This window comes from Cryobacterium sp. HLT2-28 (assembly GCF_004402495.1).
In the GTDB taxonomy this organism is placed as follows: Bacteria; Actinomycetota; Actinomycetes; order Actinomycetales; family Microbacteriaceae; genus Cryobacterium; species Cryobacterium mannosilyticum.
Genome location: NZ_SOFH01000032.1, coordinates 36,954 through 60,163, shown reverse-complemented (window position 1 = coordinate 60,163; position 23,210 = coordinate 36,954). Strand labels below are relative to the sequence as shown.

The following is a 23,210-nucleotide window of genomic DNA, read 5'->3' as shown; positions in this document are numbered from 1 at the left end:
GGATGCGCTCGCATCCGTCGGTGCACCGGCGGGGCCGCCCGAAGCGGCACAGGGATGACATCGTCAGTGCGATGTCAGGGAAGCGATCGCAGCAGCGATCGCGCCGACGGTGCGGAGGGCACCGGTTTCGGCATGGGCGTCGAGGGCGTCACCGCCCGACGGGCGGCGGAATCTCTCGGCCGATCAGTCGGTGGTGACGCCGACGAGGCCGGCGGTCATGCAGCTAAATGCTGAATAATCTGAACGAATCATGTGCGGCTCCTCTCGTCGAATGGCGTGGATTTCAACCTACCGGGCAAACACCCGGCCACGCAAGCATTCCGGCGAAATGGAGCGGCCGACCTCGCCGCCGGGCCCACATCCCCGCAATCGACCCCAACCCGCCCGCTCGTCAATCAGTCCTTCAGTCAGTCCGCCAGCCGGTAAGTCCGTCCGTCCGTCCTTTGTGCATAACTCCTGCAATTCGGCAGTGTTGTTCCAGACTCCCGCGTGATTACGCGGGCAGCCCGCGCGGCCGTCGGAATTTGCAGGAGTTATGCGCGTCGCAGTCGCCTCACAGCCATGCGCGTCGCTGGGGGAATCCGGCCACGCGGCGACGGCGGGAGTCGGGGCACGACTGGGACTTCAAGGCTGGCGGGAATTCGGCCCCTACCCGATCCCCAGTTGCACCAGTAGGCGCGGGAAATCGGTGACGAGGGCGTTCCAGACGATCTGGTAGTCGGTGTTCGCGTAGTCCTGCGCGAGATAATTGCGCATGGCGCGCAGCTCGGCCCAGGCAACCTCGGGGTGCTGGTCTCTGTAGTCCTCGGGCAGTCGTTCGACGGCGGTCTGCAGGTCGATCACGATGGCCTTGCCGGCGAGTTGTTGAGTTCGGTCCGCGCGGTCGAAGAACACCGCGCGGCCGCGCGCCGTGATGAGGCCCGCGTGGCGCACCAGGTCACGGATGTCGGCGAGCAGGGCATCCGTTCGGTCGAATTCGTGAGTCATCCGGCCTCGCTCCGGTCGCTCCGGTCGCTCACAGCGGCACGGCCTCGGCGATGGCCCGGTCGCGGATGGCGCCCTCGGCCCGGTCGCTCATCACGTCGACGTGCACGCCGAGGAGTTGCTCGAGGTCGAGGACGAGTCCGGCCGCATCGAGGATGGAGGCCTCGGGGGCGAAGAAGACAAGGAGGTCGATATCGCTGCCGACGGCATCCGTGCCCCGCGCGATGCTGCCGAAGACGCGCACGTTGCCGGCGCCGCGACGGCCGGCCAATTCGAGCACGCGATCGCGCTCGCGCAGCAACACGGCCGATGGTCGCTCGGCGGTCGCGGCCAGGATGCGGGCCAGAGTCTCCGGGCGCGGCTGCACGCGACCGGTTTCATAGGCCGAGAGATTGGGTTGCGGTACTCCCGCGCGCACGGCCAGCTGGCTCTGCGAGAGCCCGGCGCGTGCGCGGGCTTCGAGTATGCGGTCCGGCGTCCTCATGCCGGAATTATAGCCCTCGACTATAGGGAGGCCCAGGGCCTTGTCTCTACCCACGCAACAATGCGGGCAGGCGTCAGGCCTGCGCGCCCTTCCGCTTGCGGAACGCGATCATGTTCATCCGGCTGCCGCAGCGCGCACTGCAGAATCGCTTGGACCCGTTGCGGGAGAGGTCGAGGATGAGGCCTTCGCAGTCGTCGGCCTCGCAGATCCTCAGGCGCTGCATCTCGTCCATCCGGATCACGTCGGTCAGGGCGAGCGCGGCCTCCACGCGCATCCGTTCGCCGAGCGGAGCGTCGGGCGTCGTCGCGTGCAGGTGCCAGTCGGTGCCGTCGTGCCGGGCGAGGTAGGGCAGCGCGTGCGCCGCCGCAAGCATTGAGTTCACCTGGAGAACGGCGTCGTCACGATCGAGGGCCCACACCAGCCGCACCTGATCGCGGGCGCGCAGCACGTCGCGCCGCTCGCGTTCGTCCCCGTCGATGCGTCCGGAGAAGGGGTACTGGGCGAGGAACTCTGCCAGTTGGTCGAGGGTCGCGAGCTCGTCGGTGCCGCTGCGGGAGGCCGCCGGATCGGTGTTGCCGAGCTCAACGGCGAACTCCAGAGCCTCCTCTGTGTCATGGGCAAACTGCATGTTGACTCCTAACAGACCATCGCATATTGTTATGGTCATCATCAATTGTAGACCGCAACATGCAGCACTCCGGGAGGAGACATCGTGAAGATCTCGTCGACGTCGGGCGGCTTGGCGGTCGCGGTGCTGGGGTCCGTCACGTTCGGTACCTCCGGCGCCTTCATCAAACCGCTGCTCGAGTCGGGCTGGTCCCCGACCGCGGCCGTCACCGCGCGCGTGGTCGTCGGCGGGCTCGTGCTGCTGCCGATCGCGCTCGTCTCACTGCGCGGCCGCTGGTCCGCCCTGTGGCGGGCACGCTGGCGGGTGCTCGTGATGGCCGTCGTCGGCGTCGCCGTCACCCAGCTCTTCTATTTCGCCGCGATCCAGACCATTCCGGTGGCCACAGCGCTGCTGATCGAGCTGCTCGCGCCGCTGCTGCTAGTCGGCGTGGTGTGGGCGACGACCCGGCGCATCCCGCGCGCCCTGGTACTGGTCGGCTCGGCCTTCGCCGTCGGCGGGCTGCTGCTCGTGATCGGCCCGGGTGCCATTCGCGCCGTCGACCCGGCCGGCCTGACGTTCGCGTTCCTCGCCATGGTCGGCTGCGCGATCTACTTCGTCGTCGCGGCCCGTCCCAGCGACGGACTCCCGCCGGTCGCGTTCGCGGCCTCCGGTCTCGTGCTGGGCGGCCTGATCCTCGGGCTGCTGGGTGTCAGCGGTCTGCTTCCATTGACCGTGACCCTCGGCGACCTCCCGCTCGCGGGCTTCGAGCTGCCGTGGTGGGTGCCGCTGGTGATCGTCGCGGTGGTCAGCACCGCGATCGCCTACGTCGCCGGCATCACCGCGGCCGAGGCGCTCGGGTCGCGGCTGGCCTCCTTCGTCTCCCTGCTCGAGGTCGTCTTCGCGGCGCTGTTCGCGTGGCTCCTGCTCGGCGAACAGCTCATGCCCCTCCAGCTCCTCGGCGGCGCGCTGATCCTCGGCGGCATCGCGGCCGTGCGGGCCGCGGGCTCCGCCGACGAATTCCCCGTCATCGCCGCCGAGACGCTCGACCTGCCGGCGCACGACCTGCCGGCGCACGGCCTGCCGGTGCTCGACCTGCCGGCGCTCGGGCGCGAGGTTCTCGAGCCCCGCTGAATCGTCCCCGGCGCTCCCAGGCCGCGCCGGTTTCCGCAGGCCGCCCCCGCCGTTGCGGGCACGGGCTGCGGCTGCGGTTGCGGGCACGGGCTGCGGTTGCGGGCACGGGCTGTGGTTGCGGGCACGGGCTGCGGCTGCGGTTGCGGCTGCGGCCTCGGTTGCAGCGCCGGCTGAACGGAAGGGACGCACACCGCCCTGTCCGCGGGCAACATCGCAGCCGCCGCCTGTTCCTCCGGGCTACCTGGCGGCGGCCGGCCGTTATGCGACGGCACGCTCGAGCACCTCCAGGGCGACGTCCCACGGGATCCGCTCCTGCTCCAGCCGCACATTCCCCTCCGAACGGATGCGCTCCAGCACCCGCTGCTCCCCCGCCGTCAGAGTCGAATAGGTTCCGGCGGCCGCCTTCGGCTCCGGCACCCAGAGGTCGCGGTAGGCGAGCAGCGTCTTTTCGTCCATCAGCACGCTGGTGACATCCGCGCAGTGGGAGCGGAGCGCGTGCAGAATGGCGAAGCCGTCCGAGTCCAGGTCGCCCCAGTAGATGATGCGCCCGGACCCGATCCAGGGGATGCGGCCGAGGCGGGGTGCCGCGTACCCGCCACCGTGTACGACGACGGCTCCGGGCAGCTCGGGCATCGCGAACATCGTTTCGAGGTTCTCGAACACGAAGACCACGCTCGGTGCGACGGGCAGGGCCGCCAGCTCGTCCACCGGAGCGATCACGTCGCAGATCCCCCCGGGCCGCAGCGCCGGGTCGAGGAACCGCACGCGCACCATGGTCGGCGCGTCGAGCAGCCCCAGCGAGAGCCGCCCGCTGACCGCCGCGTGCAGGCTCTCGACGACCGCGCGGTGTCGCTCGAGCCACTTCGTGTCGATCCCGCGAATCGGCAGCTGCCGAATGCGCCAGCCGGAGGCCGGGTGCTCGGCGAGCCACTCCACGACGAGCACCAGGGTGCTGAAGTCCGTCTCCGCGAGCAGTTGGAGCGTGCGCCCGTGGGTGCGGATCGCCGCCGCCAGCGCGTCGACGGATGCCGCCGGCCCGGCGAACGCGCCGCGCACCACCGCCGCCCGGTCGCGCAAGGTTCTCCACTCCCGGCCTGCAGCGGCCCCGGCGAACGCGGCGATGGCATCCGCTCCCCGGAGCACGCACCGCTCGGGCACGGACTGCGCTCCGAGGCTCGGCCACTGCCGACCGCCCCAGGTCACCGAGAAGGCCGGAGCCGACACAGGCAGAGCCGACACAGGCGCGGCCGACACAGCCGGAGCGGACACAGCCGGAGCCGCCCCAACCAGCGCAGGCACCCCAACCGGCGCAGCCGGAGCCGTAGCGTCGCCGGCCACCGCCTGCCATTCCCGCACCCAGGCGATCGCCGCCGACTGGTCGGCGAGGGCGGAACGCTCGGTCGGCGGGTGCAGCACGATCTCGAGCAGGGCATCCTCACCGCCGAGCGCCGCCCAGTCGCGCTGGTCGGCCGTGACCTTCTTGAGCGCGCGGGCCCTGGCCTCGGCGACCGTCAGCATCCCGCGCGCCGGTGCCATCAGCGCTCAGCCCGGTCGGGCGCGGGCCCCGGCGGGGCATCCTCGGTGCGATAGATCACGGCCGCGGTGCGCGAGTCCTTGCGGGAGGCATTCGTGATCGAGGTGATGCCGCCGACATACGGTTCGATCGTCTGCAACAGCTTCTCAGGCGTGGCCAGGATCATGTGGAAGCCGAACTCCACGAACACGTCCATCGCCATCCGGGTGTAGCGGCTGTCGGCCTTGTCGAACGCCTCATCGAGGATGATCGTGGCGTACGACGGCAGTTCGTCTTCGTCGGCGGCGAGCTGGTAGCGCAGCGCCGCCGCGAGGCAGAAGATCACCAGCTTCTGCCGCTGACCGCCCGAGAGGCCCGCGCTCGAGTCGTGCACATTCACGGTGCGCCCGGCCAGGTCCACCTCGTGGGCCATGAACGTGACGTGCTGGCGGGTGTCGAGGCAGCGCCGGCTCCAGGCCAGGTCGGCGTTCTCGCTGGACGCGAGCCGCTGCATCAGCCGGTTCAGCACGGCGAAGCGCTGCTCGGCGGCGGCCAGGGTGTCCTCGCCCCAGGCCCCGTCGACGACGGTCTTCAGGTCGGCCATGAACTGCAGCACCTCGGGGGTGCGCCGGGTCTTCACCTCGATGCGCAGGTAACGCTCCACGTCGAAGCGCGACCGGCCCAGCGACGCGTTGACCGGATCGATACGGTCGGCGATCAGCTTGGGGGCGTCACGGATGTCCGAGGCCAGGTGCCCGATCAGGTCGCGTGACTTGTCCCGCAGCAGCTTGAGGAAGTTGCCCTCATGCTCGGGCAGTCCCCGCTCGAGGATCCCCGAGAGCAGCGCACGATAACCGGCCCGGTCGTCGATGGAGATGGTCAGGTCGCCGGATGCCGCGGCCCACTTCGCCTTGAACGCGCTGGCACCGGCGATGAAGTCCGATTCCGCACGCCGGAGCAGAGCCTGCGCGGCGCTCGATTCCTTGTGCAGAACCTCGCTCACCTTGCGGCCGACCTCGCCGATGTTGCCGCGATCGATCTTGCGTTGCACCGAACGGTACCGGGTCTCCAGCCGGGCCACATCGGATTCGCCCATCACGCCGGGCTGGTCCTGCGCCCGCAGAAGCAGATCGGCGATGAGCGCGTCGACCGTGGCGAGGGTGGCGTTGACCTGGCTCACCCGCAGCGCGGCCTCGCGAGCACGCGCGTCGGCTCCCTGGCGGCTCTCGCGCGCCTGCTTCTCCAGGCCCAGGGCATCCTGCAACTCGGTGTTGCCCGTGGTGAGGGCCTCGAGCTGTCGGTTCCGGGCGCGCACGAGCTCGTCGGCGGCCGCTCGGTCCAGTTCGGCCCACTCCTGGCCGACCACCCGTTCGAGCACCGTGCGGCGGCGGATGGCGGCCGTCTTCGCGGCGTCCGCCTGCGCGAGCCGCACCCCGGCCTCGTCCCTGCGCCGTTCGGCGTCGCGGCGCCGGGTGAGGAGCAGGTCGACCTTGGCCTCGTTGTCGGCGCCGAGGATCCATTGGGACCGGTCGTCGATGCGGTGACGGTCGTTCTTCTCGTAGCGGCGGGCGGACTTCTTCACCTGCCCGCCGATGGTCACACCCCGGTCGACGGTGTCGAGTTCGTCGGGGCTGTCGACGCAGGCGAAGTCGAACTCCGCGGCGACGCGCGCCTGCAGCCAGTCGTGGAACGGTCCGTCGCTGACCCGGATGCGGTGCAGCAGCGACCGGGAAGTGCGGGCGGCCCGGGGCTGGTCGGCGACGGCGGGCACCGCCTCGAAGACCAGCCGGGCGCCGAGGTTGCGGGCCTCCACCCGGCGTCGCACCTCGGGGAGGTGGTCGTCGCGCACGAGCAGCGCGCTCGCGATCGGGAACAGCACCCGTTCGATCGCGCCACTCCAGTCGGCGAACTCGGGCAGCACCTCAATCAGCTCGCCGGCGAACGGCAGGGCCGACTCGGTGACGCCGAGTTCCTCGGCCAGGCGCTTGCGGGCGAGCAGCAGCGCCGCCGGCAGGTTGCTCTTGCGGGTGCGCATCTCGGTGAGCTCGCCGTCGATCGCGGCGAGCTCTCGCTTCGCCGCGGAGTACTGCTCGTAGTCGCCGTGCTCGTGGGCGGCGGCGGGCGCCGTCTCGGCGAGGGCGCGGCGGGAGGACTCGACGAGTTCGGCGAACTCCTCACCGTTCGTGGGGGCACCGTCGACGCCGACGCCGGCGAGTTCTTCGGCGAACCGGCTCCAGCGGGTGGCGGTGGCCGCGGCATCCTTCACCGCGTCGTTCACGCGTTCCTGCATCTGGGCGGCATCGGACCCACCGAGTTGCAGGGCCCGGCGTTCGGCGGCGCGCAACAGTTCGGCGGCCTCGGCGAGGGAGGCATCCGTGGTGCGGGCGTCGTCGACGGCGCGTGCCTGCTCGGAGCGCAGCAGCCCGCGTTCGTCCTCGGCGAGGCGCAGGGTCAGCCGGTTCTGGAACGGGTCGATCAGGTCGCTGAGCCGGTCGGCCTCTGCTCCCGCGGTCGCCGCGCTCTCGTAGCCGGCGATGGATGTCTCGAGCGTTTTCAGGTGCTCGGCCTGGCGGCGCAACTCGACGACGTGCTGGTGGGCCTGGTTGAGTTCGCCGAACTGCTCCACGGCGTTCTTGGCCCGGGCGAAGGTGGCCGGTTCATCGAGCATGAAGTCGCGGAACAGCTGGTCGAGGCTGCCGAGGTTCTTCGCCGACTGGGTCTTGTGCAGCAGGTGCAGGGCGTTCAGGCTTCCGATGCCGAGCAGGCGGCGGAGGCGCGAGTAGAACGGCGCGTGGGACCCGGTGGTCGTGACGACCGCGTTCGGCCAGGCGCTCTTGATGCGCCGGGCCTCGATTCCGGATGCCACGTGCTCGCGAAAGTCGAGCAGGCTCACGTCGACCCGATCGATGAAGCAGGCGTCCTTGAGGTCGGCCTTGTCGACGCTGGACCCGCGCAGGTGGAACAGGCGCGCCAGGGTGACCGGGGCATCCCGTTCGTTCTCGAAGCAGAGCAGGATGCCGCTCCAGGTGGCGGTCTTGCGCAGGTATGTGCTCACCGCGCGGTCGAGGGTTTCGTCGGCCTCCTTGCTCCACGCCCCGCGCACGTAGCTGACCAGGGTGCGGTCGTCGTTGCGGCTGGTGGAGTCCTGGGCGGCGGCGTTGAAGCGCAGCCACTTGTCGGGGGTGAGCACGGTGCCGATCGCATCCAGCAGCGAGGACTTGCCCGAGCCGGACGCCCCGGTGAACAGGTGCCCCGTGCGCGCGACGTCGATGCGGTGGTGCCCGCCGAAGGTGCCCCAGTTGAGCAGCTCCACCCGGGCCAGCCGCCACTGGCCCACGTGAATCGGCCCGTTCGCGGCCGGCTGCGCTCCGGGCTCGAGCGAGTCGTCGAGGCCCGTCATCTCGAGCATCGTCATGCGGTCATCTCCTCGGCCTGGTCGGGTGTTGCGTCATCCGTGAGGTCGGAATCAGCATCGTCGACACCACCGACATTCAGGTCAGGACCGGTCCCGCCCTCGGCGATCCGCCGGTACTCGCCGCTGATCGCCGCGATCTGCTCGGCGTCGACGATCAGCCGCAGCACGGGCGAGATCTCGGCCCGGTCCTCGGCGCCGGCCTGGTGGATCACCCGCAGCGTGTTCTTCATCTTCAGCCAGGTGGAGTTCAGCCGTTTGTTGAAGTCGGTCTCGTCACGATCCGCCGTGCGGTAGACCCGCAGCTGCTCGAAGACGTCCTCCTGCCCCACGATCACCCGGCCGTCGCCCTCCCCGGCGAGCAGCATCTGGCGCAGCACGAGCAGCATCGCCGTGTCGAGGAAGGTGAGCGCGGCGGTGCGCACGGTGCTCGGCAGCTTGAGCTCGGTCGTGCTCACATTGCGCACGAACGCGAACTCGCCGACCCGGTCGACGACCAGCTCGAGGAACAGCTCGTGCAGGCGAGAACGGATGCCCACCTCGTCGGCCAGCAGCGCCGACCACAGCGCGGGGGCCTTCACGCCCGACAGGTAAGGGCCCTTGATCAGCTCGAGCAGCGCCCGCCGCGCCTGCTCGCCGATGAGGCCGGTGTCGCCGGGCCAGAGGGCGGCGGCGGGCGCGGCATCCGTGCCGATGCCGGTCGCGGAGCCGGACCCGGTGCCGGTCTCGGTGTTGAAGTCGTCGGTCACAGTAGTCTCCCCGTGAAGCGGTAGATCGGAATGTCGGCGGCGCGGGCCCTGTCGTCGGAGCCCAGCCAGCGCACCGTCTCCATGCCGCCCGGCGCGGTGCCCTGGTTAGCGGCCAGGGTGAGCAGTCCCACGACACTGGCCACACCCTGGCTGGCCGGATGCCGTTCGAGCACCTCCCGCACGGTGCACTGCGGCGCCTCGGCCAGCACCGCATTCACGTTGCCGATGAGCTCGGCGAAATCGATCTCGGTGGCGCGGGCGAGGGCGCGGAGTGCCTCGAGGTCGGCGACGCCGGCCACGTGCTCCTCAATCGGTGCGCCGGCGTCGAGGTCGGCCGGGTCGTGCAGCCGGATGGCGCCGACGCTGCCGAGCGCCACCGCCGAGAGTTCCAGGTGCAGGGTCGTCGGCTGGTAGGGCCTGGTGTGCCCGGATGCCTCCACGCCGGCGGCCAGCGCCGTGCGCAGCAGCCCGCGCAGCACCCGGTCGCGCTGGTAGTCCTGGGACTGCACGTAGCGGCGCAGCCCGCGGGCGAACGCGGTGATGACCTCGTGGATCTCGCCGCTGTGGTCCTTGAGGGTGCCGATGAAGCGGCGCAGGTAGCGCCGCTGCGCCGAGGTCAGCTCACCCGCGAAGTCACGGGCCAGCACCCGCTCGATGTCGTCGTCGAACGTCGCGCCCACGGCGGGGTCGAGCACGAGCGCGGAGAACCCGGCGAAGCTGCGGCCCTCGTCGGACTCGCCGATCAGGTCGACGCCGCGGAACACCTCATCGAGCACGGTGCGCTGGGTGTCGTCGGATTCGACGATCCGCGCCCGCAGGTCACGGTTGAGGGTCTCGAATTCGGCGCGCACCCGGGCGAAGTCCGACGGGATATCCTCGGCCTGGGCGAGAATATCCCGCACCCGCTCGAGCGCCCGGGCCGCATCGAGGGTGTCGAGGTCGCCCGAATGGATCCGCTCGATCTGCGCGTCGATCCGGTCCCGCTGCGCGTGCAGCTGCTCGAGCCGCCGGGTGGCATCGGGATCGGTCTCGATGGCCAGCTGACCCAGCTGCACCCCGATACTCGCCAGCCGCGACTCGGTGACCGTCTGCCGGGGCGCGGCGAGCTGCTCCAGAAAACGGATGGCGCCCAGCGCGCCCGCTGCCAGCTCGAACGTCTCGCCGCGCGCTTCCTCCGCGGGGCGGCGGGTGAGAAAGCCGGCCTTGCGCCATTCGGCGCAGTAGCCCTGGGCGCTCTGCGGCAGCTCGAAGCCGTGGCCGCGCAGCGCCTCGAGGTCGTGGTCGAGGCGCTCGTAGAGCTCGTCGGTGGGCAGACGCCGGCTTTCGGCCCCGAGATGCTCGCTGAGCAGGGCCGCGATCACGGGGGCGTTGTCGGCCCGCAGGAGCCGCCAGGTGGCATCCGTGTCGACAAGGTGTTTGAGCGCGTGGGTCTGACTCAGAGCGGACACGGGTCACACCTCCTTCGGCTCGGGGCTACTGGGCACAGGAACGAGGCCCCCGATTAATCATGCCGCATGGCGGGGATATCGGTGGTCGTGTCGCTGAGCTGAGCTCGAACGTCCACCCTCCGTGCATAACTCCTGCAAATCGGTGACACTCCCGGCACGTTCCGCGTGATTACGCGAGCGGAAAAATGGGCAGGCAGAATTTGAAGGAGTTGTGCCCGCCACGCGCGGGTCAGAGCGCCAAGGCCCGCATTCGCCGCGTGGTCGCAGCCAAGCTACCGCACCCGCCGCAACCGAATCGGCCCCTTCGCCGTCGACGGATCGACCACGGCGCCGCCCTGGGTGATCTGCAGTTCACCGCGGGCGACCATGCGGCGTGCGGCTCGTCGGGCCGGTTCCATCAGTTCGCGCCACCCCTCCCCGCCGACCTCTTTCGCCGCGTCGGACGGGCAGATCGTGGCATCCGTGGCCCGTGCACTGAGCAGCGTAACGATTGTCTCCTCAAGCCGGAGGTCTGTCGCGCTGACTCCATGAGCGCGGCAGGCGGCCGAGCAGTACTTCACCGAATCCCAGTTGTTCGCCCACTTCGCGCGCCACTCGATGCGCCGCCCGCACGAGGAGCACGTCTTGACCGCCCGGCCACCGGTGGCGTCAGGATCGGTGGGTGTTCGTTGACGGTGGGCCATGCCTTCTATCCTCCGGGATTGCGGGGGCCTGGGCATCCTTCCGGCCAGACCACCGATCGGCGCCGCGGGCGTGACGAATCCAGCCGGGAGCCGTCTTATCAGTGACGGATGTCCCCGCCCGCGACTTCTCAGACCGGCCGCCCCCTCAGGGCGCTAGGATTCTCGACCTGAACCCGAAGGAAACCCCCGTGACGAGCACCGACCGTGTGCGTGCCGAACGACGACGCGTAGCCGCCGTGACTGCCCGTGGCCGCAGCGTCGAGGTGGACGGGCATCAGTTCACGGTGCACTCCATGCCCAGCGCCTCCCGGTCGCCGGAGGCGCCGACCTACCTGCTCGTGCACGGCATCGGGGCGTCGCACCGCTACTACCGCCGGATTCAGAAGCGTCTGGCTCTCACCGGGCACACCCATTCGGTCGACCTCCCCGGGTTCGGCGGCACCCGCAGGCCCGCGCGGGCGCTCACCGTAGAAGAATACGGCGCCCTGCTCGGCCGGCTGCTTGACCAGCTCGCGGTGCCACGGGTGGTCGTGGTGGGCCATTCGATGGGTGCCCAGTTCGTCACGGAGCTGGCCCGGCAACGACCGGATGCCGTCTCCCACCTGGTTCTGATCGGCGCCGTCACCGATCCCCGCCGGGCGACGGCCGTGCAACAGGCGATGGGCCTGACCCGGGATGTGGTCAAGGAGTCGCCGTCGGGCAACCTGATCGTCTTCCAGGACTACCTCGAGTGCGGCCCGCGCTGGTTCTCCACCGAGCTCGTCCCCATGCTCGAATACCGCACCGACCTTGCCCTCCGTGAGGTGCGTTCCCCCACCCTCGTGGTCCGCGGTTCCGACGATCCCGTCTCGGGCAGCGACTGGTGTGCTGTGCTGGCCGCCGCCGCGCCACACGGGCAACTCCTGGAAGTCCCGGGGCACCGGCACCTGGTGCACCACAGCGCCGCCGCGCAGACCGCCGCCCGCATCGAGGAACACGTCCGGCAGCATCCGCCGGTCGCGCGGCCGGCCCCATGAGGCACCGTTTGCTGAACCCCCGCCTGTTGAGTCACCGGCTGCGCGAGGCCAGGTGGTGGATGCTCGACTACGTGTACGCGGGGATCGGGCAGACCCGCGCCTTCTTCTCCCGTGCCCGGCCGGAGGACTTCCGCTCCGGCGGCAAAGCCCCGATCGTCATCATCCCCGGGGTGTACGAATCCTGGCGGTTCATGCGGCCGCTGATCCAGACCCTGCACGACCACGGGCATCCCGTGCACGTGGTGGCGGCGCTGGGCCGCAACCGGCGTTCCCTGGCGGATGCCGCCGCGACCGTCGCCGCCTACCTTGACCGGGAGAACCTGACCGGTGTCATCATCGTGGCGCACAGCAAGGGCGGCCTGATCGGCAAACGGCTCATGACGACCGATGACCCGGAGCATCGGGTGAGCGGAATGGCCGCGATCAGTGCTCCCTTCGCCGGTTCCCGCTATGCGCGCTACTGGGTCGTGCCGAGCATCCGTGCCTTCGCCCCCACCAACCTCGCCCTGCGCGACCTCGGCCTGGACCAACGCGTCAACCACCGGATCGTGTCCATCTACGGGGTGTTCGACCCGCACATCCCCGAGGGCAGTGAACTCGTCGGCGCCCGCAACATCCGGCTCAGCATCGGCGGGCACTTCCGCATCCTCGGCGACCCGAGGACCGCGCGGGCGGTGCTCGACGCGGTGACGGATGCCGCGGCGCCGGTGGACTGACGCCACTGACGGGAGCGCTACCGCGGCCGCCGTAACCGAATCGGACCCTTCGCGGTGGACGGATCCACCACCGTTCCGCGTTGCGTGATCTGCAGTTCGCCGCGGGCGACCATGCGCCGGGCGGCTCGTCGGGCGGGCTCCATGAGGTCGCGCCACTCCGCGCCGCCGATCGCTCGCGCCGCGTCGGACGGGCAGATGGTCGCATCCTGCGCCCGCGCACTGAGCAGCAGTGCGATGGTCTCTTCCAGCCGGAGATCGGTCGCGTTGACGCCGTGTCCGCGGCACGCGGCCGAGCAGTACCTCACCGAATCCCAGCTGCCGGCCAACTTCGTGCGCCACTCGATGCGCCGCCCGCACGCCGCGCACGTCCTGTCGGCCCCGCCCCGTGCGGGGTCAGAATCAGCGGATTTTCGTTGACGGTGGGCCATGCCTCTATCCTGCGTGATTGCTGGAGCGCGCGCGCCGGCCTGCTGCCGGCGGTGGCCGACCACTCCCGGGGCCGAGGCATCTTCCGCCTGTCCGCTGAGGCAACGCCCGTTTGCAGGATGACAACCCCCGCGAACCCCATCGCCAGGCCCCAGGCCACACTCATCCTGCATTTGCACGCACATGCACCACGGAGACCGGGAAAACCGGACCCGGCGATCTCTCGCACGTAGTCGGCGAGGGTGCTGAGAGAATGAACCCATCATGAAGACCCTCCTCAACATCATCTGGCTCCTGCTCTCGGGCGTCTGGCTGTTCCTCGGCTACATGCTGGCGGCGCTCATCATGTTCGTGCTCATCGTCACCATCCCCTGGGGAATCGCGGCGGCGCGGATCGGCCTCTACGCGCTCTGGCCGTTCGGCGAGACCGTGGTCAACACGCCGAACGCGGGCGTCGGCTCCTTCCTCGGCAACCTCGTCTGGGTGGTGCTGGCCGGCTGGTGGATCGCCCTCACCCACCTGGTCTCGGGCATCGCGCTCTGCATCACGATCATCGGCATCCCGTTCGGGATCGCCAACTTCAAGCTGATCCCGGTCGCGCTCCTGCCGCTCGGCAAGCAGATCGTCGACCTGCCGTAAACTCTCTGCCTAACTCTTCCGATAGATTTCGGACCGGTGCCCCAGTCCGACTGCGATCAAAACCAGCACGTCGTCGTGAATCTCGACGATCAAGCGATTGTCGCCGATACGGAAGCGCCAATAGCCTGAAAGGTCTGCGGTCAGGCGACGCCCACGCTCACAGGGTCATCCAGTTCCAGCAACCCGTCCAGGTACCTTTTGACCCGGATCAGCGCTGATCTGTCGAGTTTTCGGGCCGCGCGATCGAACTCCGCCGTGGTTTCCAATCGCCAGCGGCTCATAGCCCGAGGTCAGCCCACAACTTATCCGCAGGCTTGCTCTTCTTTCCGGTTTCTTCCCACTCACGAATGACCCGATCGGCCCAATACCGTTCTTCCAGGTCATCGAGATGTTCGTGGATCGCCTCGCGAACGTAGAAGGTCTTCGAGCGCCCCGTGCGCGCCGCGAGCTGCTCGAGACGTTGTTCATCCTCGGGAGACAGTCGTACTGAAATGGCCACGTGAACCTCCTTGAGATACAAGTATCTAACGCGCCCAGATTTCCGAAGGAATCTCGCGTTGCAGAGTTCGGCGGCATTCCGCGCTCGCTTACCGCGAGTCGGCCCTGCCCTCGACCCTCCGCACCCTCGTGACCGTGGAGGCAGGCCACAGCGACGCTTGGTATCGTGGCGTGGGACTCGATGGCCGCGTGGTGTTCGTTGATGAATCCGACGAGTCCGCTAGCGGCCCCGATTGCTGCGCCGCCGCGGCATCCACCTCGATGAGGTCACCGCCGCCACTCCGGTAACCCTCACCGGCTACCCCGCCATGCCGCCGGGCACCCCCGAACTCATCACCAACGAACTCATCACCAACCAAGGACGCACTTCATGACCTCCCTCTCCCCCGACGCCGCTAGCGTCGCCCGCCAGATCGACCACACCCTGCTCACGCCCGAGGCCACCACCGCCGACGTGACGGCCCTTGTCGCCGAGGCCATCCGGCTCGGCACCTACTCCGTCTGCGTCTCGCCGTCGATGCTGCCGCTCACGATCCCCGCCGGCGCCGACCTCAAGGTCGCGGTCGTCTGCGGCTTCCCCAGCGGCAAGCACCACAGCGTCATCAAGGCCGCCGAGGCCACGCTCTCCATCGCGCAAGGCGCCGACGAGATCGACATGGTCATCGACATCGGTGCGGCCGAAGCCGGCCGCTTCGACGACGTGCAGGCCGACATCGCCGCAGTGCGCGCGAGCATCCCGGCCCCGAAGGTGCTCAAAGTCATCATCGAATCCGCGGCGTTGACGGATGCCCAGATCGTCGCCGTGTGCCAGGCCGCCGTCGCCGCGGGCGCCGACTTCGTGAAGACTTCCACCGGCTTCCACCCTGCCGGCGGGGCGACCCTGCACGCCGTGCGCCTGATGAAGGAAACAGTGGGCGACCGGGCCCAGGTGAAGGCGTCGGGCGGCGTGCGCAGCTACGATGACGCCCTCGCCATGCTCGCCGCCGGCGCGAGTCGCCTCGGCGTCTCCGGCAGCGCCGCACTGCTCAGCGGCGCCACACCGGTGCTGACCGGCGCCTATTAGGCGTCCCCGCCGGCTCGCCACGGCCTGCCCCCCGCCGAAGCACCACTAGTTCGGGTTGTGTTGCCTGACCGAGAGTGACCCGTGACCGGGCGCGACGACACATTTTGCGGCGTAGATCGGAACTCCGCCGTGCTCCGCTGTCTGGGTGAGGATGAGGACCGCCGCTGACGGCCCTATGTTCAGCGGTTTCGCTCGCGTGGGGCCGGCCTCGGTTGCGACGATCTGGCACACGCCGTTTGTGAAGACGTGGCCGTTGGCCTGCATGGATGCGAGGAGTGTTCGTGGTTCAGCGGCGATCTCCGAGAGCTCGGATGCGATTCGCGCGCTCACATCACTGAGGTAGCGCCCAGCGGGGAGATGCTCTTGCACAGTGGCAACGGGAACGCCATCCTGCAGCAAGACGCTCTCGCGGATCCAGGCGTTGGCAGCCGGGTCGAGCGAGAGTCGGTGGGACACGAAGTCTGTAACCCCTTCCAACTCGAAGCGCCCCGGCTGGACAGTCAACGTCGTGTTCGGTTCGGCTAAGGCGATCTCAAATGGCTGCAGCTGCTCCAGTCCGCCGTGCGGGATAGAGTCCGTGACGAATCGCCCAACTCCGCGACGGGTGACCAGTAACCCGTCTTCTTCGAGGAGCATCAGCGCCTCGCGTACGGGTGTGCGACTGACGCCGAGCATGGCCGAAAGCTCCGTTTCCCTCGGCAGCATCTCGCCGAGCCGAAACGCGCCGGAGCGGATTCCATCCGCGAGCCGCGTGTAGACGGCGACTCGAATCGGCTGGCCGACGGTGAGGTGGAGCTGCTGGTGCAAGAACGGGTGCGGTTCCAAACGGGTCGTCACGAGACCTCCTTGTCACGCCGAACGTATCACATTTGACATGGTACCCGAGAGGTATAACCTCATACTGCATAGACGAAGGAGTCAACATGAGTTCAACCACCATGAGGGTCGGATCACAGTCAACGATGAAGGGCCTGTATCCCCCCACGAGCAGCACGCCGCATATCGATCCCAAGGGGGTGGACATCGCCGAGACGATCCTCCTTCCGGGGGACCCGCTGCGAGCGAAGTTCATCGCCGAGACATACTTCGACGACATCCGCTGCTTCAACGAGGTTCGTAACATGTTGGGTTTTACGGGCACTTACCGGGGGCGCCCCGTGTCCGTGATGGGCACGGGTATGGGCATCCCCTCCATCTCGCTCTATAGCTACGAGCTGATCCACTTTTTTGGGGTTAAGAACCTGATCCGGGTGGGCAGCTGCGGCGCTATGCAGGAGAACATGGAGCTCTACGACGTGGTGATCGCCCAGGGCGCGTCGACCGACTCCAACTACCTGAACCAGTTCAACCTGCCCGGTTCATGGGCGCCGCTGTCGTCCTACAGGCTGCTCGAGCACGCCAAACGGATCGCCGACGAGCGCGGTCAACGCACCCACGTGGGCAATGTGCTCTCGTCCGACCTGTTCTACGGCGCCGATCCCGACGCCATGGGGAAATGGATGAAGATGGGCATTTTGGCCGCCGAGATGGAGTCGGCAGGTCTGTTCGCCAACGCCGCGGCCGGCGGCGTCGATGCGCTCGGCATCTTCACTGTTAGCGACCACCTCGTCACCAACGCCAAGACCACCCCCGAGGAACGGCAGACCGCCTTCACAGGAATGATCGAGATCGCGCTGGAACTGATCTGATGAGCACCACGACTCACGCCAAGCGTCCAACCCAGGTCTTCACACCGACCCGGGCCGTCCCCATCCTGCTGTTCCTCTTCGTGTTTTCGCTGGTGCTGGACAATGGCTTCAAGTTCATGTCGCCGGCGCTGGCGCAGAATCTCAACCTGCCCGTCAACACCGTCAGTCTGCAAGCCACGCTGACCGGCATCCTGATCGGGATCGGTGCCGTGGTCTACGCCGCGCTGGCCGACTCAATCAGCATCCGGAAACTCATCATTTTCGCGATCCTCGTGATGACGATCGGCTCGATCATCGGCTTCATCTTCCAGACCAACTTCTGGCTGATCCTGGTCGGCCGGATGATCCAGACCGCCGGCTTGGCAGCCGCCGAGACCCTCTACGTGATCTACGTCACCAAGCATTTCAGGGGCGACGAGCAGAAGAAGTACCTGGGCTTCAGCACCGCAGCCTTCCAGCTGTCGCTACTGATCGGCACCGTCGGCAGCGGCTTCATCGCCACCTACATCGGCTGGGCGGCCTTCTTCCTGGTCACCTTACTTTCGCTGCTGACCATCCCGGTCGTGCTCCGCACGGTTCCTGCTGCGGCAACGCATGAGGGCCACGTGGACGTGTTCGGGCTTTTCCTGATCGCGGTGTTCGCCACCGGCATCATCCTCTTCATGCAGAACTTCAACGTGTGGTATCTGATGCCAGTCGTCGCGGGGCTGATCCTGTTCATCTGGCACATCCGAACCCACGAAAATGCCGTGATCACCATGGCATTCTTCGCCAACGCTCAATACTCGCTGATGATCATCGTTGTGTTCGTCATCTACTCGGTCCAGCTGGGCTACACCTTCCTCTTCCCGTTCCTGGTATCCGACATCTACGGCTACAACCTCGGAGAGGTCTCCCTGCTGCTGATCCCCGGCTATATCGCCGCCGTGATAGTCGGCTCGGCCACCGGCAAAATCGCCCGGGTCCTCACATCCAAGCAGGCCGTCACCACGGCGTTGATCGTGATCATCGCCTCGATGCTGATCCCGGCTTTGGTGGTGGACAAGTGGATCGGGATTTTCGTGATCTCGATGATCTTGTTCGGGATGGGCTTCGCGTTGATGTACGGCCCCCTCGTGTCGACTGCCATCAGGCGGGTGCCGGTCGAGAACTCGGGTATCGCCATCGGCTTCTACAACCTCACCATCAACATTGCCGTGCCGATCGGCATTGCCTACACCGCAGCACTGATGAACCTGAAGCCCAACCTGCTTGGGGGGATCGCCGGCACCGACCAGGCCTCCTCTTACGGAACTGTGTTGTTGATTCTCGCGGCGGTCGCTGCCCTCGGCCTGGTGCTCTACCGCGCCTTCGTCGCGGTCCTGGAGCGCCAGGGCGAACCCGCACCCGCACCCGTCACCAACTAAGGACAAACCATGATTTCCACCCCCACTATCGCCCCCGACGCCGCTAGCGTCGCTCGCCAGATCGACCACACCCTGCTCACGCCCGAGGCCACCACCGCAGACGTGGCGGCCCTTGTCGCCGAGGCCATCCGGCTCGGCACCTACTCCGTCTGTGTCTCGCCGTCGATGCTGCCGCTCACGATCCCCGCCGGCGCCGACCTCAAGGTCGCGGTCGTCTGCGGCTTCCCCAGCGGCAAGCACCACAGCGTCATCAAGGCCGCCGAGGCCGCGCTCGCCATCGAGCAGGGCGCCGACGAGATCGATATGGTCATCGACATCGGCGCGGCCGAGGCCGGCCGCTTCGGCGATGTGCAGGCCGATATCGCCGCCGTGCGCGCGAGCATCCCGGCCCCGAAGGTGCTCAAAGTCATCATCGAATCCGCGGCGCTGACGGACGCCGAGATCATCTCCGTCTGCCAGGCCGCCGTGGCCGCGGGCGCCGACTTCGTCAAGACCTCCACCGGCTTCCACCCTGCCGGCGGGGCGACCGTGCACGCCGTACGCCTGATGAAGAGGACCGTGGGCGACCGAGCCCAGGTGAAGGCGTCGGGCGGCGTGCGCAGCTACGATGACGCCCTCGCCATGCTCGCCGCCGGCGCGAGTCGCCTCGGCGTCTCCGGCAGCGCCGCACTGCTCAGCGGCGCCACACCGGTCCTGACCGGCGCGTACTAACCTCCGGCGCCCGCCGGGTCCTGGCGTTCACCCCGCCGACAGGTCGACCAGCACCTTCCCGACCGCGCCGCTCTCGACCAGCACGTGGGCATCCGCGGTGTGCGCGAGGTCGAAGCGGTGCAGGGCCAGCCCGACCTCCTCCCCACGGCCAGGGCGCCGTCGGTGAGGGCTGCGTTGATGTCCTCGACCGCCGCCCGAATCACGTCGGTGGCCAAGTATACGCAGACACGAACAGAGGGCGACCCCGCACCGCGGAGCCGCCCTCTGGCGAAACATGGAACTGGCGAAGCTAGACGGCCTGGGCCGCTGCTTCCTTCTCTGCCTTGCGCCTAGCCTTCTCGGCGTCGAGGATGACCTTCTCGGCCGCCTTCTCTTCTGCGATCCAGGCGTCGCGCTTCGCCCCGGGCACCCAGCCCTTGTCCACTACGCGGATCTGGTAGACGATCGCGACGCTGACCAGCACCACCGCGATGAGGATTGCGAGAATGACTCCGAGGCCGCCGCCGACACCGACGCTGACACCGATGAGGGTGCCGAACCAACCGAAGTCGGCGTCGCCGAAGGTGCTGTTCGCGAAGCCCAAATCGCCGAGGACCAGCAGCAGGATGGCAGGCAGGATCGTGATGATCACACCGTTGACGAATCCACCGATAATCGCGCCCAGGCGGCCGCCGGTGGCGTTGCCGTAGACCCCGGCTCCACCGCCGGTGAAGAAGTGCGGCACCATACCGGGGAGGATGAGCGCGAGCCCGAACACCGGGTTCAGCCAGATCGCCAGCACCCCCAGCGCGAGGAGGCCACCGGCGAAGGAACTCAGGAAGCCGATGAGCACGGCATTGGCGCCGAACGGGAACACGATCGGGATGTCCAGCGCGGGACGCGCACCGGGAACAACCTTCTCGGCGATGCCCTGGAACGCGGGCACCAACTCGCCGAGCACCGTGCGCACACCGTAGAGGATGACCGCGACACCCACGCCGAACTGCAGCGCCTGAGCGAAGGCCGCCATGATGAACGCGCCGGCGTCGGCGGAGCCGAAGATGTCGAGCGCCTCCTTCAGCGGAAGGGCGATGAGGCCCCAGACGGCGAAGACCAGGTAGATGAGCACCATCGACAGCGAGGTGGCGACCATCGAGTCGCGCAGGAATTTGAGTCCCTGCGGGAACTTGATCTCTTCGGTCGACTTGCTGCGGCGGCCAACGGCCTGGCCGGCCGCCCCGGCGGCGATGTAACCGAGGGTGCCGAAGTGGCCGATGGCGATGGTGTCGTTGCCGGTGATCTTCTTGGTCCAGGGGTGCACGAATGCGGGCATGACCACCATGATCACGCCGAGCAGCAGGGCGCCGACGACGACCACGAGCCAGCTGGCACCGTCGCCGAAGCCGACGGAGAGCACCACGGTGAGCATGGTGGCCATGAAGACCATGTGGTGCCCGGTGAGGAACACGTACTTGAGCGGCGTGAAGCGGGCCAGTGCAAGCATCACCAGGAACCCGAGGCTAAGCACGTAGGTGCTCTGGGCGCCGAACTGCTCCTGCGCGATGGCGGTGATGACCTCGTTCGTGGGGATGACGCCCTGGGCGCCGGTGACCGCGAGGATCAGTCTGCCAAGCGGGTCGAGGGAGCCCACGACGACGTTGGCGCCGGCTCCGAGGATCAGGAAGCCGAGGGCCGCCTTGAGCGCGCCGCCGATCACCTGTCCGGAGTTGCGCTTGAGCGCCATCAGCCCGATGGCGGTGATGATGCCGATCAGATAGGCCGGCACATTGAGGATCTGCTGTCCGATGAAATTCAGTACGACGACGAGCCACTCCATTGTGGGAGCTCCATTTTCTGTGAGAAGGGAAGGTGAAAGGGACTACTCGACGGCGGCGGTGAGCTTCTCGGTGATCTCCTCGAGATCGAAGAAGTTGTTGATGACGATGACCTCGGCGGGCACATCGCCGAGTTCCTCGGCGAGCTCCTGGGAAGTGAGCACGATGTCGGCCGTCTGCGCGGCGCCGCGGGCCACTCCCATATCGGCGGCCTCGACATCCGCATCGATATCGAGCTTCGCGAGAACCTTCTCGGCGTTCATTTTCAAGAGCACGGATGTACCGATGCCCATTCCACAGACGGCGATTATTTTCATGGGGTGCCTTTCGATTGGGTGAGATAAGAGGGCAGAAGAGTGGGGTGGATGCGTGTGTCGCGCGTCAGGCGACCGCGGCGAGCCCGCCGAGCACGGCGCGAACGTCGTCCGGGCTGGTGGCCGCCGTGAGGCGCTCCATGGCCGAGCTGTCGGAGAGAACACCGGCCAGCGCACGCATCACTGTGAGGTGAGCGTCGTGGTCGACGGCGGCGAGCCCGATCACGAGGTTGACGGGGTCGTTGGCTTTGTTGCCGAATTCGACGGGGGTGGCCAGGCCCACCCAGCTGAGTCCGCCCGTGAGAACCGCCGGCGACGGCCGGGAGTGCGCCAGGGCGATGCCCGGGGCGATGACGATGTACGGGCCGTGCTTCTCGACAGCGGCGATCATCTCGTCGGTGTAGGCATCCGTGGTTGCTCCACCGGACACGAGACCGTCGCCGGCGAGACGGATCGCGGCACGCCAGTCGGCTGCATTCGCCTGGGTCACGATGGACGACAGTGATTCGGCGAGGTTGAAAGCCACGACTGAACTCCTTTGTTTGGATTCGAGCCACCCCCTGACTGCGAGGGCAACTGGGATGACTGTATAAGCCTAAGCGACCTTTTGTCTACAAATGAACCAAAGTTTTTTGAGATTGACTGCCGGGCGTCTCGACATGGCGTCGGGGGCAGCGGATGCGGGCGCGGGCAGCGTGGGAACCACCCCGAGCTCGAATCAGATCGACGGAACGAGCAGGGAGACACCGGGCAGGCCGCCGCGGGTAAGCCGGCTGATGCGGTCGGCCTCGAAGAGTGCGTCCTGGGCGATGAGCGAGGCTCCCGTGATGCCGGCGATGTGGCCGAGCCGGGATTTCTCCACCACCAGCCCCTGCAGGGCGAAGTCCCGGGCGCCGGCGAAGATAGCGTCGCGGATGGCCCCGAGGAAGGGCTCGCCGGCCTGGGCGAGGTTGCCGCCGACCACCACGGCCTGCGGGTTGAGCAGGCCCACCACGTGCGCCAGGCTCTGCCCGATGGCGGTGCCGGTCTCTCTGAGTAGCCGCAGCACCTCCGGGTCGCCCTGGTTGGCAAGGCCGACGATGTCGTTGCTGGTGCGCACGCGATAGCCCCTGCGCTGCAGTTCGCGGCGGATCACGGCACCGCTGGCGATCGTCTCGAGCCGTTCGGTGCGGGCTCCGCCGGAACGCACCGGGCTGAGATCGCCCGCGCCTCCCCGGGAGCCGTGGTAGATCGAGCCGTCGAGCACAAACGCCAGACCGACCCCGATGCCGGCCTTGAGCACAGTGACGTCCCGGTATTCGCTCCAGCCCCGCCGCGCCTCGGCGAGCGCCATGATGTTGACATCCCGGTCCACGGCGAAGACGGCATTGTTGAAGCGGCCGGCGAAGTAGTCCTTCACCAAGACGCCGTCCCACTGCGCGTCCACCTGCGGGGTGGCGAGTCGCCCGGTCACAAAATCGACAGGGCCGGGCACTCCCACGCCGATGCCCACCACGTCGGCGCGGGTCTTGCCGAGCCGGTCGAGCATGTGGTCGAAGACCTGGCCGGCCCATTCGAAGATCTCGGCCGGGCCCTCACTCAGTCCGATGTCGGCCTCATCCTCGCTGAGGATGGTGGAGACCAGGTCGGTGATGGCCAGGCGGGTGTGCGACCCGCCAATGTCCACGGCGAGCAGCAGGCCGGCGTGCGGATTGACCGCGAACTCCTCGGGCGGTCGGCCGCCGCGGGAATCGAGTTGCCCCACACTCACCACGATCGACGCGAGCAGCAGTTCGTCCAGACGCCGCGCCAGAGTGATCCGCGACCAACCGAGCTGGTCGATGAGGTCGCTGCGGGTGGTGGCGAGGCCGGATCGGATCAGGCCGAGCACCACGCCCGAGCCCGTGGATAGAGTGTGCGCCATCGAAT

General features: G+C 68.1%; 26 protein-coding genes. 9 read left to right on the top strand and 17 right to left on the bottom strand.

The features are described from left to right. Positions 1 to 648 precede the first annotated feature (648 nt). The 3 genes from E3O48_RS17430 to E3O48_RS17420 all read right to left on the bottom strand — a co-directional run bounded on the left by E3O48_RS17430 (position 649) and on the right by E3O48_RS17420 (position 2,096). The gene (locus E3O48_RS17430; RefSeq protein WP_134541069.1) at positions 649 to 987 is read right to left on the bottom strand and encodes a DUF86 domain-containing protein; all 339 of its coding nucleotides are present in this window, start codon (positions 985 to 987) and stop codon (positions 649 to 651) included. A 28-nt stretch (positions 988 to 1,015) separates the two neighbouring features. Continuing rightward, positions 1,016 to 1,468, bottom strand: a complete 453-nt coding sequence (locus tag E3O48_RS17425) for a helix-turn-helix domain-containing protein (protein WP_134541066.1) — start codon at positions 1,466 to 1,468, stop codon at positions 1,016 to 1,018. A gap of 73 nt (positions 1,469 to 1,541) precedes the next feature. After that, the gene (locus E3O48_RS17420) at positions 1,542 to 2,096 is read right to left on the bottom strand and encodes a CGNR zinc finger domain-containing protein (protein ID WP_134541063.1); all 555 of its coding nucleotides are present in this window, start codon (positions 2,094 to 2,096) and stop codon (positions 1,542 to 1,544) included. A gap of 84 nt (positions 2,097 to 2,180) precedes the next feature. Here E3O48_RS17420 and E3O48_RS17415 point away from each other — a divergent pair, with 84 nt between their 5' ends. Beyond that, positions 2,181 to 3,206: a DMT family transporter gene (locus E3O48_RS17415; RefSeq protein WP_134541060.1), complete on the top strand. Its 1,026-nt coding sequence runs from the start codon at positions 2,181 to 2,183 to the stop codon at positions 3,204 to 3,206. Positions 3,207 to 3,464: 258 nt separating this feature from the next. Here the strand turns inward: E3O48_RS17415 and E3O48_RS17410 are convergent, their stop codons facing one another. The 5 genes from E3O48_RS17410 to E3O48_RS17390 form a co-directional block, all read right to left on the bottom strand. After that, a complete protein-coding gene (locus E3O48_RS17410; protein ID WP_134541058.1) occupies positions 3,465 to 4,742 on the bottom strand; it encodes a Wadjet anti-phage system protein JetD domain-containing protein in 1,278 nt (425 codons plus the stop codon). Then, the gene (locus E3O48_RS17405) at positions 4,742 to 8,134 is read right to left on the bottom strand and encodes an ATP-binding protein (RefSeq protein WP_134541055.1); all 3,393 of its coding nucleotides are present in this window, start codon (positions 8,132 to 8,134) and stop codon (positions 4,742 to 4,744) included. The genes E3O48_RS17410 and E3O48_RS17405 overlap by 1 nt, the downstream gene beginning before the upstream one ends. After that, positions 8,131 to 8,880, bottom strand: a complete 750-nt coding sequence (locus tag E3O48_RS17400; RefSeq protein WP_241982605.1) for a DUF4194 domain-containing protein — start codon at positions 8,878 to 8,880, stop codon at positions 8,131 to 8,133. The genes E3O48_RS17405 and E3O48_RS17400 overlap by 4 nt, the downstream gene beginning before the upstream one ends. Beyond that, a complete protein-coding gene (locus E3O48_RS17395) occupies positions 8,877 to 10,328 on the bottom strand; it encodes a DUF3375 domain-containing protein (protein ID WP_134541053.1) in 1,452 nt (483 codons plus the stop codon). Before E3O48_RS17395 ends, E3O48_RS17400 begins: the two co-directional genes overlap by 4 nt. Before the next feature lie 272 nt (positions 10,329 to 10,600). Further along, positions 10,601 to 11,011, bottom strand: coding sequence for a DUF2256 and DUF3253 domain-containing protein (locus E3O48_RS17390; protein WP_134541050.1), 411 nt, complete (start codon positions 11,009 to 11,011; stop codon positions 10,601 to 10,603). A 188-nt stretch (positions 11,012 to 11,199) separates the two neighbouring features. Here E3O48_RS17390 and E3O48_RS17385 point away from each other — a divergent pair, with 188 nt between their 5' ends. Further along, positions 11,200 to 12,027 (top strand): alpha/beta fold hydrolase, encoded by an 828-nt coding sequence (locus tag E3O48_RS17385; protein WP_134541047.1) that lies wholly within the window; start codon positions 11,200 to 11,202, stop codon positions 12,025 to 12,027. A 59-nt stretch (positions 12,028 to 12,086) separates the two neighbouring features. Next, positions 12,087 to 12,743, top strand: coding sequence for a triacylglycerol lipase (locus E3O48_RS17380; protein WP_241982604.1), 657 nt, complete (start codon positions 12,087 to 12,089; stop codon positions 12,741 to 12,743). 17 nt (positions 12,744 to 12,760) lie between these two features. Here the strand turns inward: E3O48_RS17380 and E3O48_RS17375 are convergent, their stop codons facing one another. Further along, a complete protein-coding gene (locus E3O48_RS17375) occupies positions 12,761 to 13,171 on the bottom strand; it encodes a DUF3253 domain-containing protein (protein WP_134541044.1) in 411 nt (136 codons plus the stop codon). A 262-nt stretch (positions 13,172 to 13,433) separates the two neighbouring features. On the opposite strand from E3O48_RS17375, the gene E3O48_RS17370 reads away from it, so the two are divergent. Next, positions 13,434 to 13,808 carry a YccF domain-containing protein gene (locus tag E3O48_RS17370; protein ID WP_134541041.1) on the top strand — a complete coding sequence of 125 codons (375 nt, stop codon included), beginning with the start codon at positions 13,434 to 13,436 and terminating at the stop codon, positions 13,806 to 13,808. A gap of 9 nt (positions 13,809 to 13,817) precedes the next feature. Here E3O48_RS17370 and E3O48_RS18430 read toward each other — a convergent pair whose 3' ends face one another. From E3O48_RS18430 to E3O48_RS17360, 3 genes are read right to left on the bottom strand one after another with little or no spacing between them, the layout of a single operon-like run. After that, positions 13,818 to 13,901 carry a hypothetical protein gene (locus tag E3O48_RS18430; protein ID WP_370250397.1) on the bottom strand — a complete coding sequence of 28 codons (84 nt, stop codon included), beginning with the start codon at positions 13,899 to 13,901 and terminating at the stop codon, positions 13,818 to 13,820. Positions 13,902 to 13,948: 47 nt separating this feature from the next. Continuing rightward, positions 13,949 to 14,089, bottom strand: coding sequence for a hypothetical protein (locus tag E3O48_RS17850; RefSeq protein WP_198413104.1), 141 nt, complete (start codon positions 14,087 to 14,089; stop codon positions 13,949 to 13,951). Continuing rightward, entirely contained in the window at positions 14,086 to 14,307 is a 222-nt protein-coding gene (locus E3O48_RS17360; protein WP_134541038.1) for a TraY domain-containing protein, read from the bottom strand. Before E3O48_RS17360 ends, E3O48_RS17850 begins: the two co-directional genes overlap by 4 nt. A gap of 232 nt (positions 14,308 to 14,539) precedes the next feature. On the opposite strand from E3O48_RS17360, the gene E3O48_RS17730 reads away from it, so the two are divergent. Beyond that, on the top strand, positions 14,540 to 14,680 hold the full coding sequence (locus E3O48_RS17730; protein ID WP_166788747.1) for a hypothetical protein: 141 nt from the start codon (positions 14,540 to 14,542) through the stop codon (positions 14,678 to 14,680). Then, positions 14,677 to 15,369, top strand: coding sequence for a deoxyribose-phosphate aldolase (deoC, locus tag E3O48_RS17355; protein ID WP_134541035.1), 693 nt, complete (start codon positions 14,677 to 14,679; stop codon positions 15,367 to 15,369). Before E3O48_RS17730 ends, deoC (E3O48_RS17355) begins: the two co-directional genes overlap by 4 nt. Positions 15,370 to 15,414: 45 nt before the next feature. Here deoC (E3O48_RS17355) and E3O48_RS17350 read toward each other — a convergent pair whose 3' ends face one another. Next, on the bottom strand, positions 15,415 to 16,206 hold the full coding sequence (locus E3O48_RS17350; protein ID WP_134510667.1) for a GntR family transcriptional regulator: 792 nt from the start codon (positions 16,204 to 16,206) through the stop codon (positions 15,415 to 15,417). A gap of 86 nt (positions 16,207 to 16,292) precedes the next feature. Between E3O48_RS17350 and deoD the strand changes: the two genes are divergently transcribed. The 3 genes from deoD to deoC (E3O48_RS17335) are packed head-to-tail and all read left to right on the top strand — an operon-like array spanning position 16,293 to position 19,174. Then, positions 16,293 to 17,057 carry a purine-nucleoside phosphorylase gene (gene deoD, locus E3O48_RS17345; protein WP_370250377.1) on the top strand — a complete coding sequence of 255 codons (765 nt, stop codon included), beginning with the start codon at positions 16,293 to 16,295 and terminating at the stop codon, positions 17,055 to 17,057. Next, positions 17,057 to 18,463, top strand: a complete 1,407-nt coding sequence (locus E3O48_RS17340; protein ID WP_134510666.1) for an MFS transporter — start codon at positions 17,057 to 17,059, stop codon at positions 18,461 to 18,463. Before deoD ends, E3O48_RS17340 begins: the two co-directional genes overlap by 1 nt. 9 nt (positions 18,464 to 18,472) lie before the next feature. Next, positions 18,473 to 19,174, top strand: coding sequence for a deoxyribose-phosphate aldolase (gene deoC, locus E3O48_RS17335; protein WP_134510665.1), 702 nt, complete (start codon positions 18,473 to 18,475; stop codon positions 19,172 to 19,174). Between the two features lie 289 nt (positions 19,175 to 19,463). On the opposite strand, the gene E3O48_RS17325 is transcribed toward deoC (E3O48_RS17335), so the two are convergent. The 4 genes from E3O48_RS17325 to E3O48_RS17310 form a co-directional block, all read right to left on the bottom strand. Further along, the gene (locus tag E3O48_RS17325) at positions 19,464 to 20,990 is read right to left on the bottom strand and encodes a PTS ascorbate transporter subunit IIC (RefSeq protein ID WP_134510664.1); all 1,527 of its coding nucleotides are present in this window, start codon (positions 20,988 to 20,990) and stop codon (positions 19,464 to 19,466) included. A gap of 42 nt (positions 20,991 to 21,032) precedes the next feature. After that, positions 21,033 to 21,305, bottom strand: a complete 273-nt coding sequence (locus E3O48_RS17320) for a PTS sugar transporter subunit IIB (protein ID WP_134510663.1) — start codon at positions 21,303 to 21,305, stop codon at positions 21,033 to 21,035. Between the two features lie 64 nt (positions 21,306 to 21,369). Next, positions 21,370 to 21,828, bottom strand: a complete 459-nt coding sequence (locus tag E3O48_RS17315; protein WP_134510662.1) for a PTS sugar transporter subunit IIA — start codon at positions 21,826 to 21,828, stop codon at positions 21,370 to 21,372. A gap of 192 nt (positions 21,829 to 22,020) precedes the next feature. Then, positions 22,021 to 23,205: an ROK family protein gene (locus E3O48_RS17310; RefSeq protein ID WP_134541033.1), complete on the bottom strand. Its 1,185-nt coding sequence runs from the start codon at positions 23,203 to 23,205 to the stop codon at positions 22,021 to 22,023. Positions 23,206 to 23,210 lie beyond the last annotated feature (5 nt).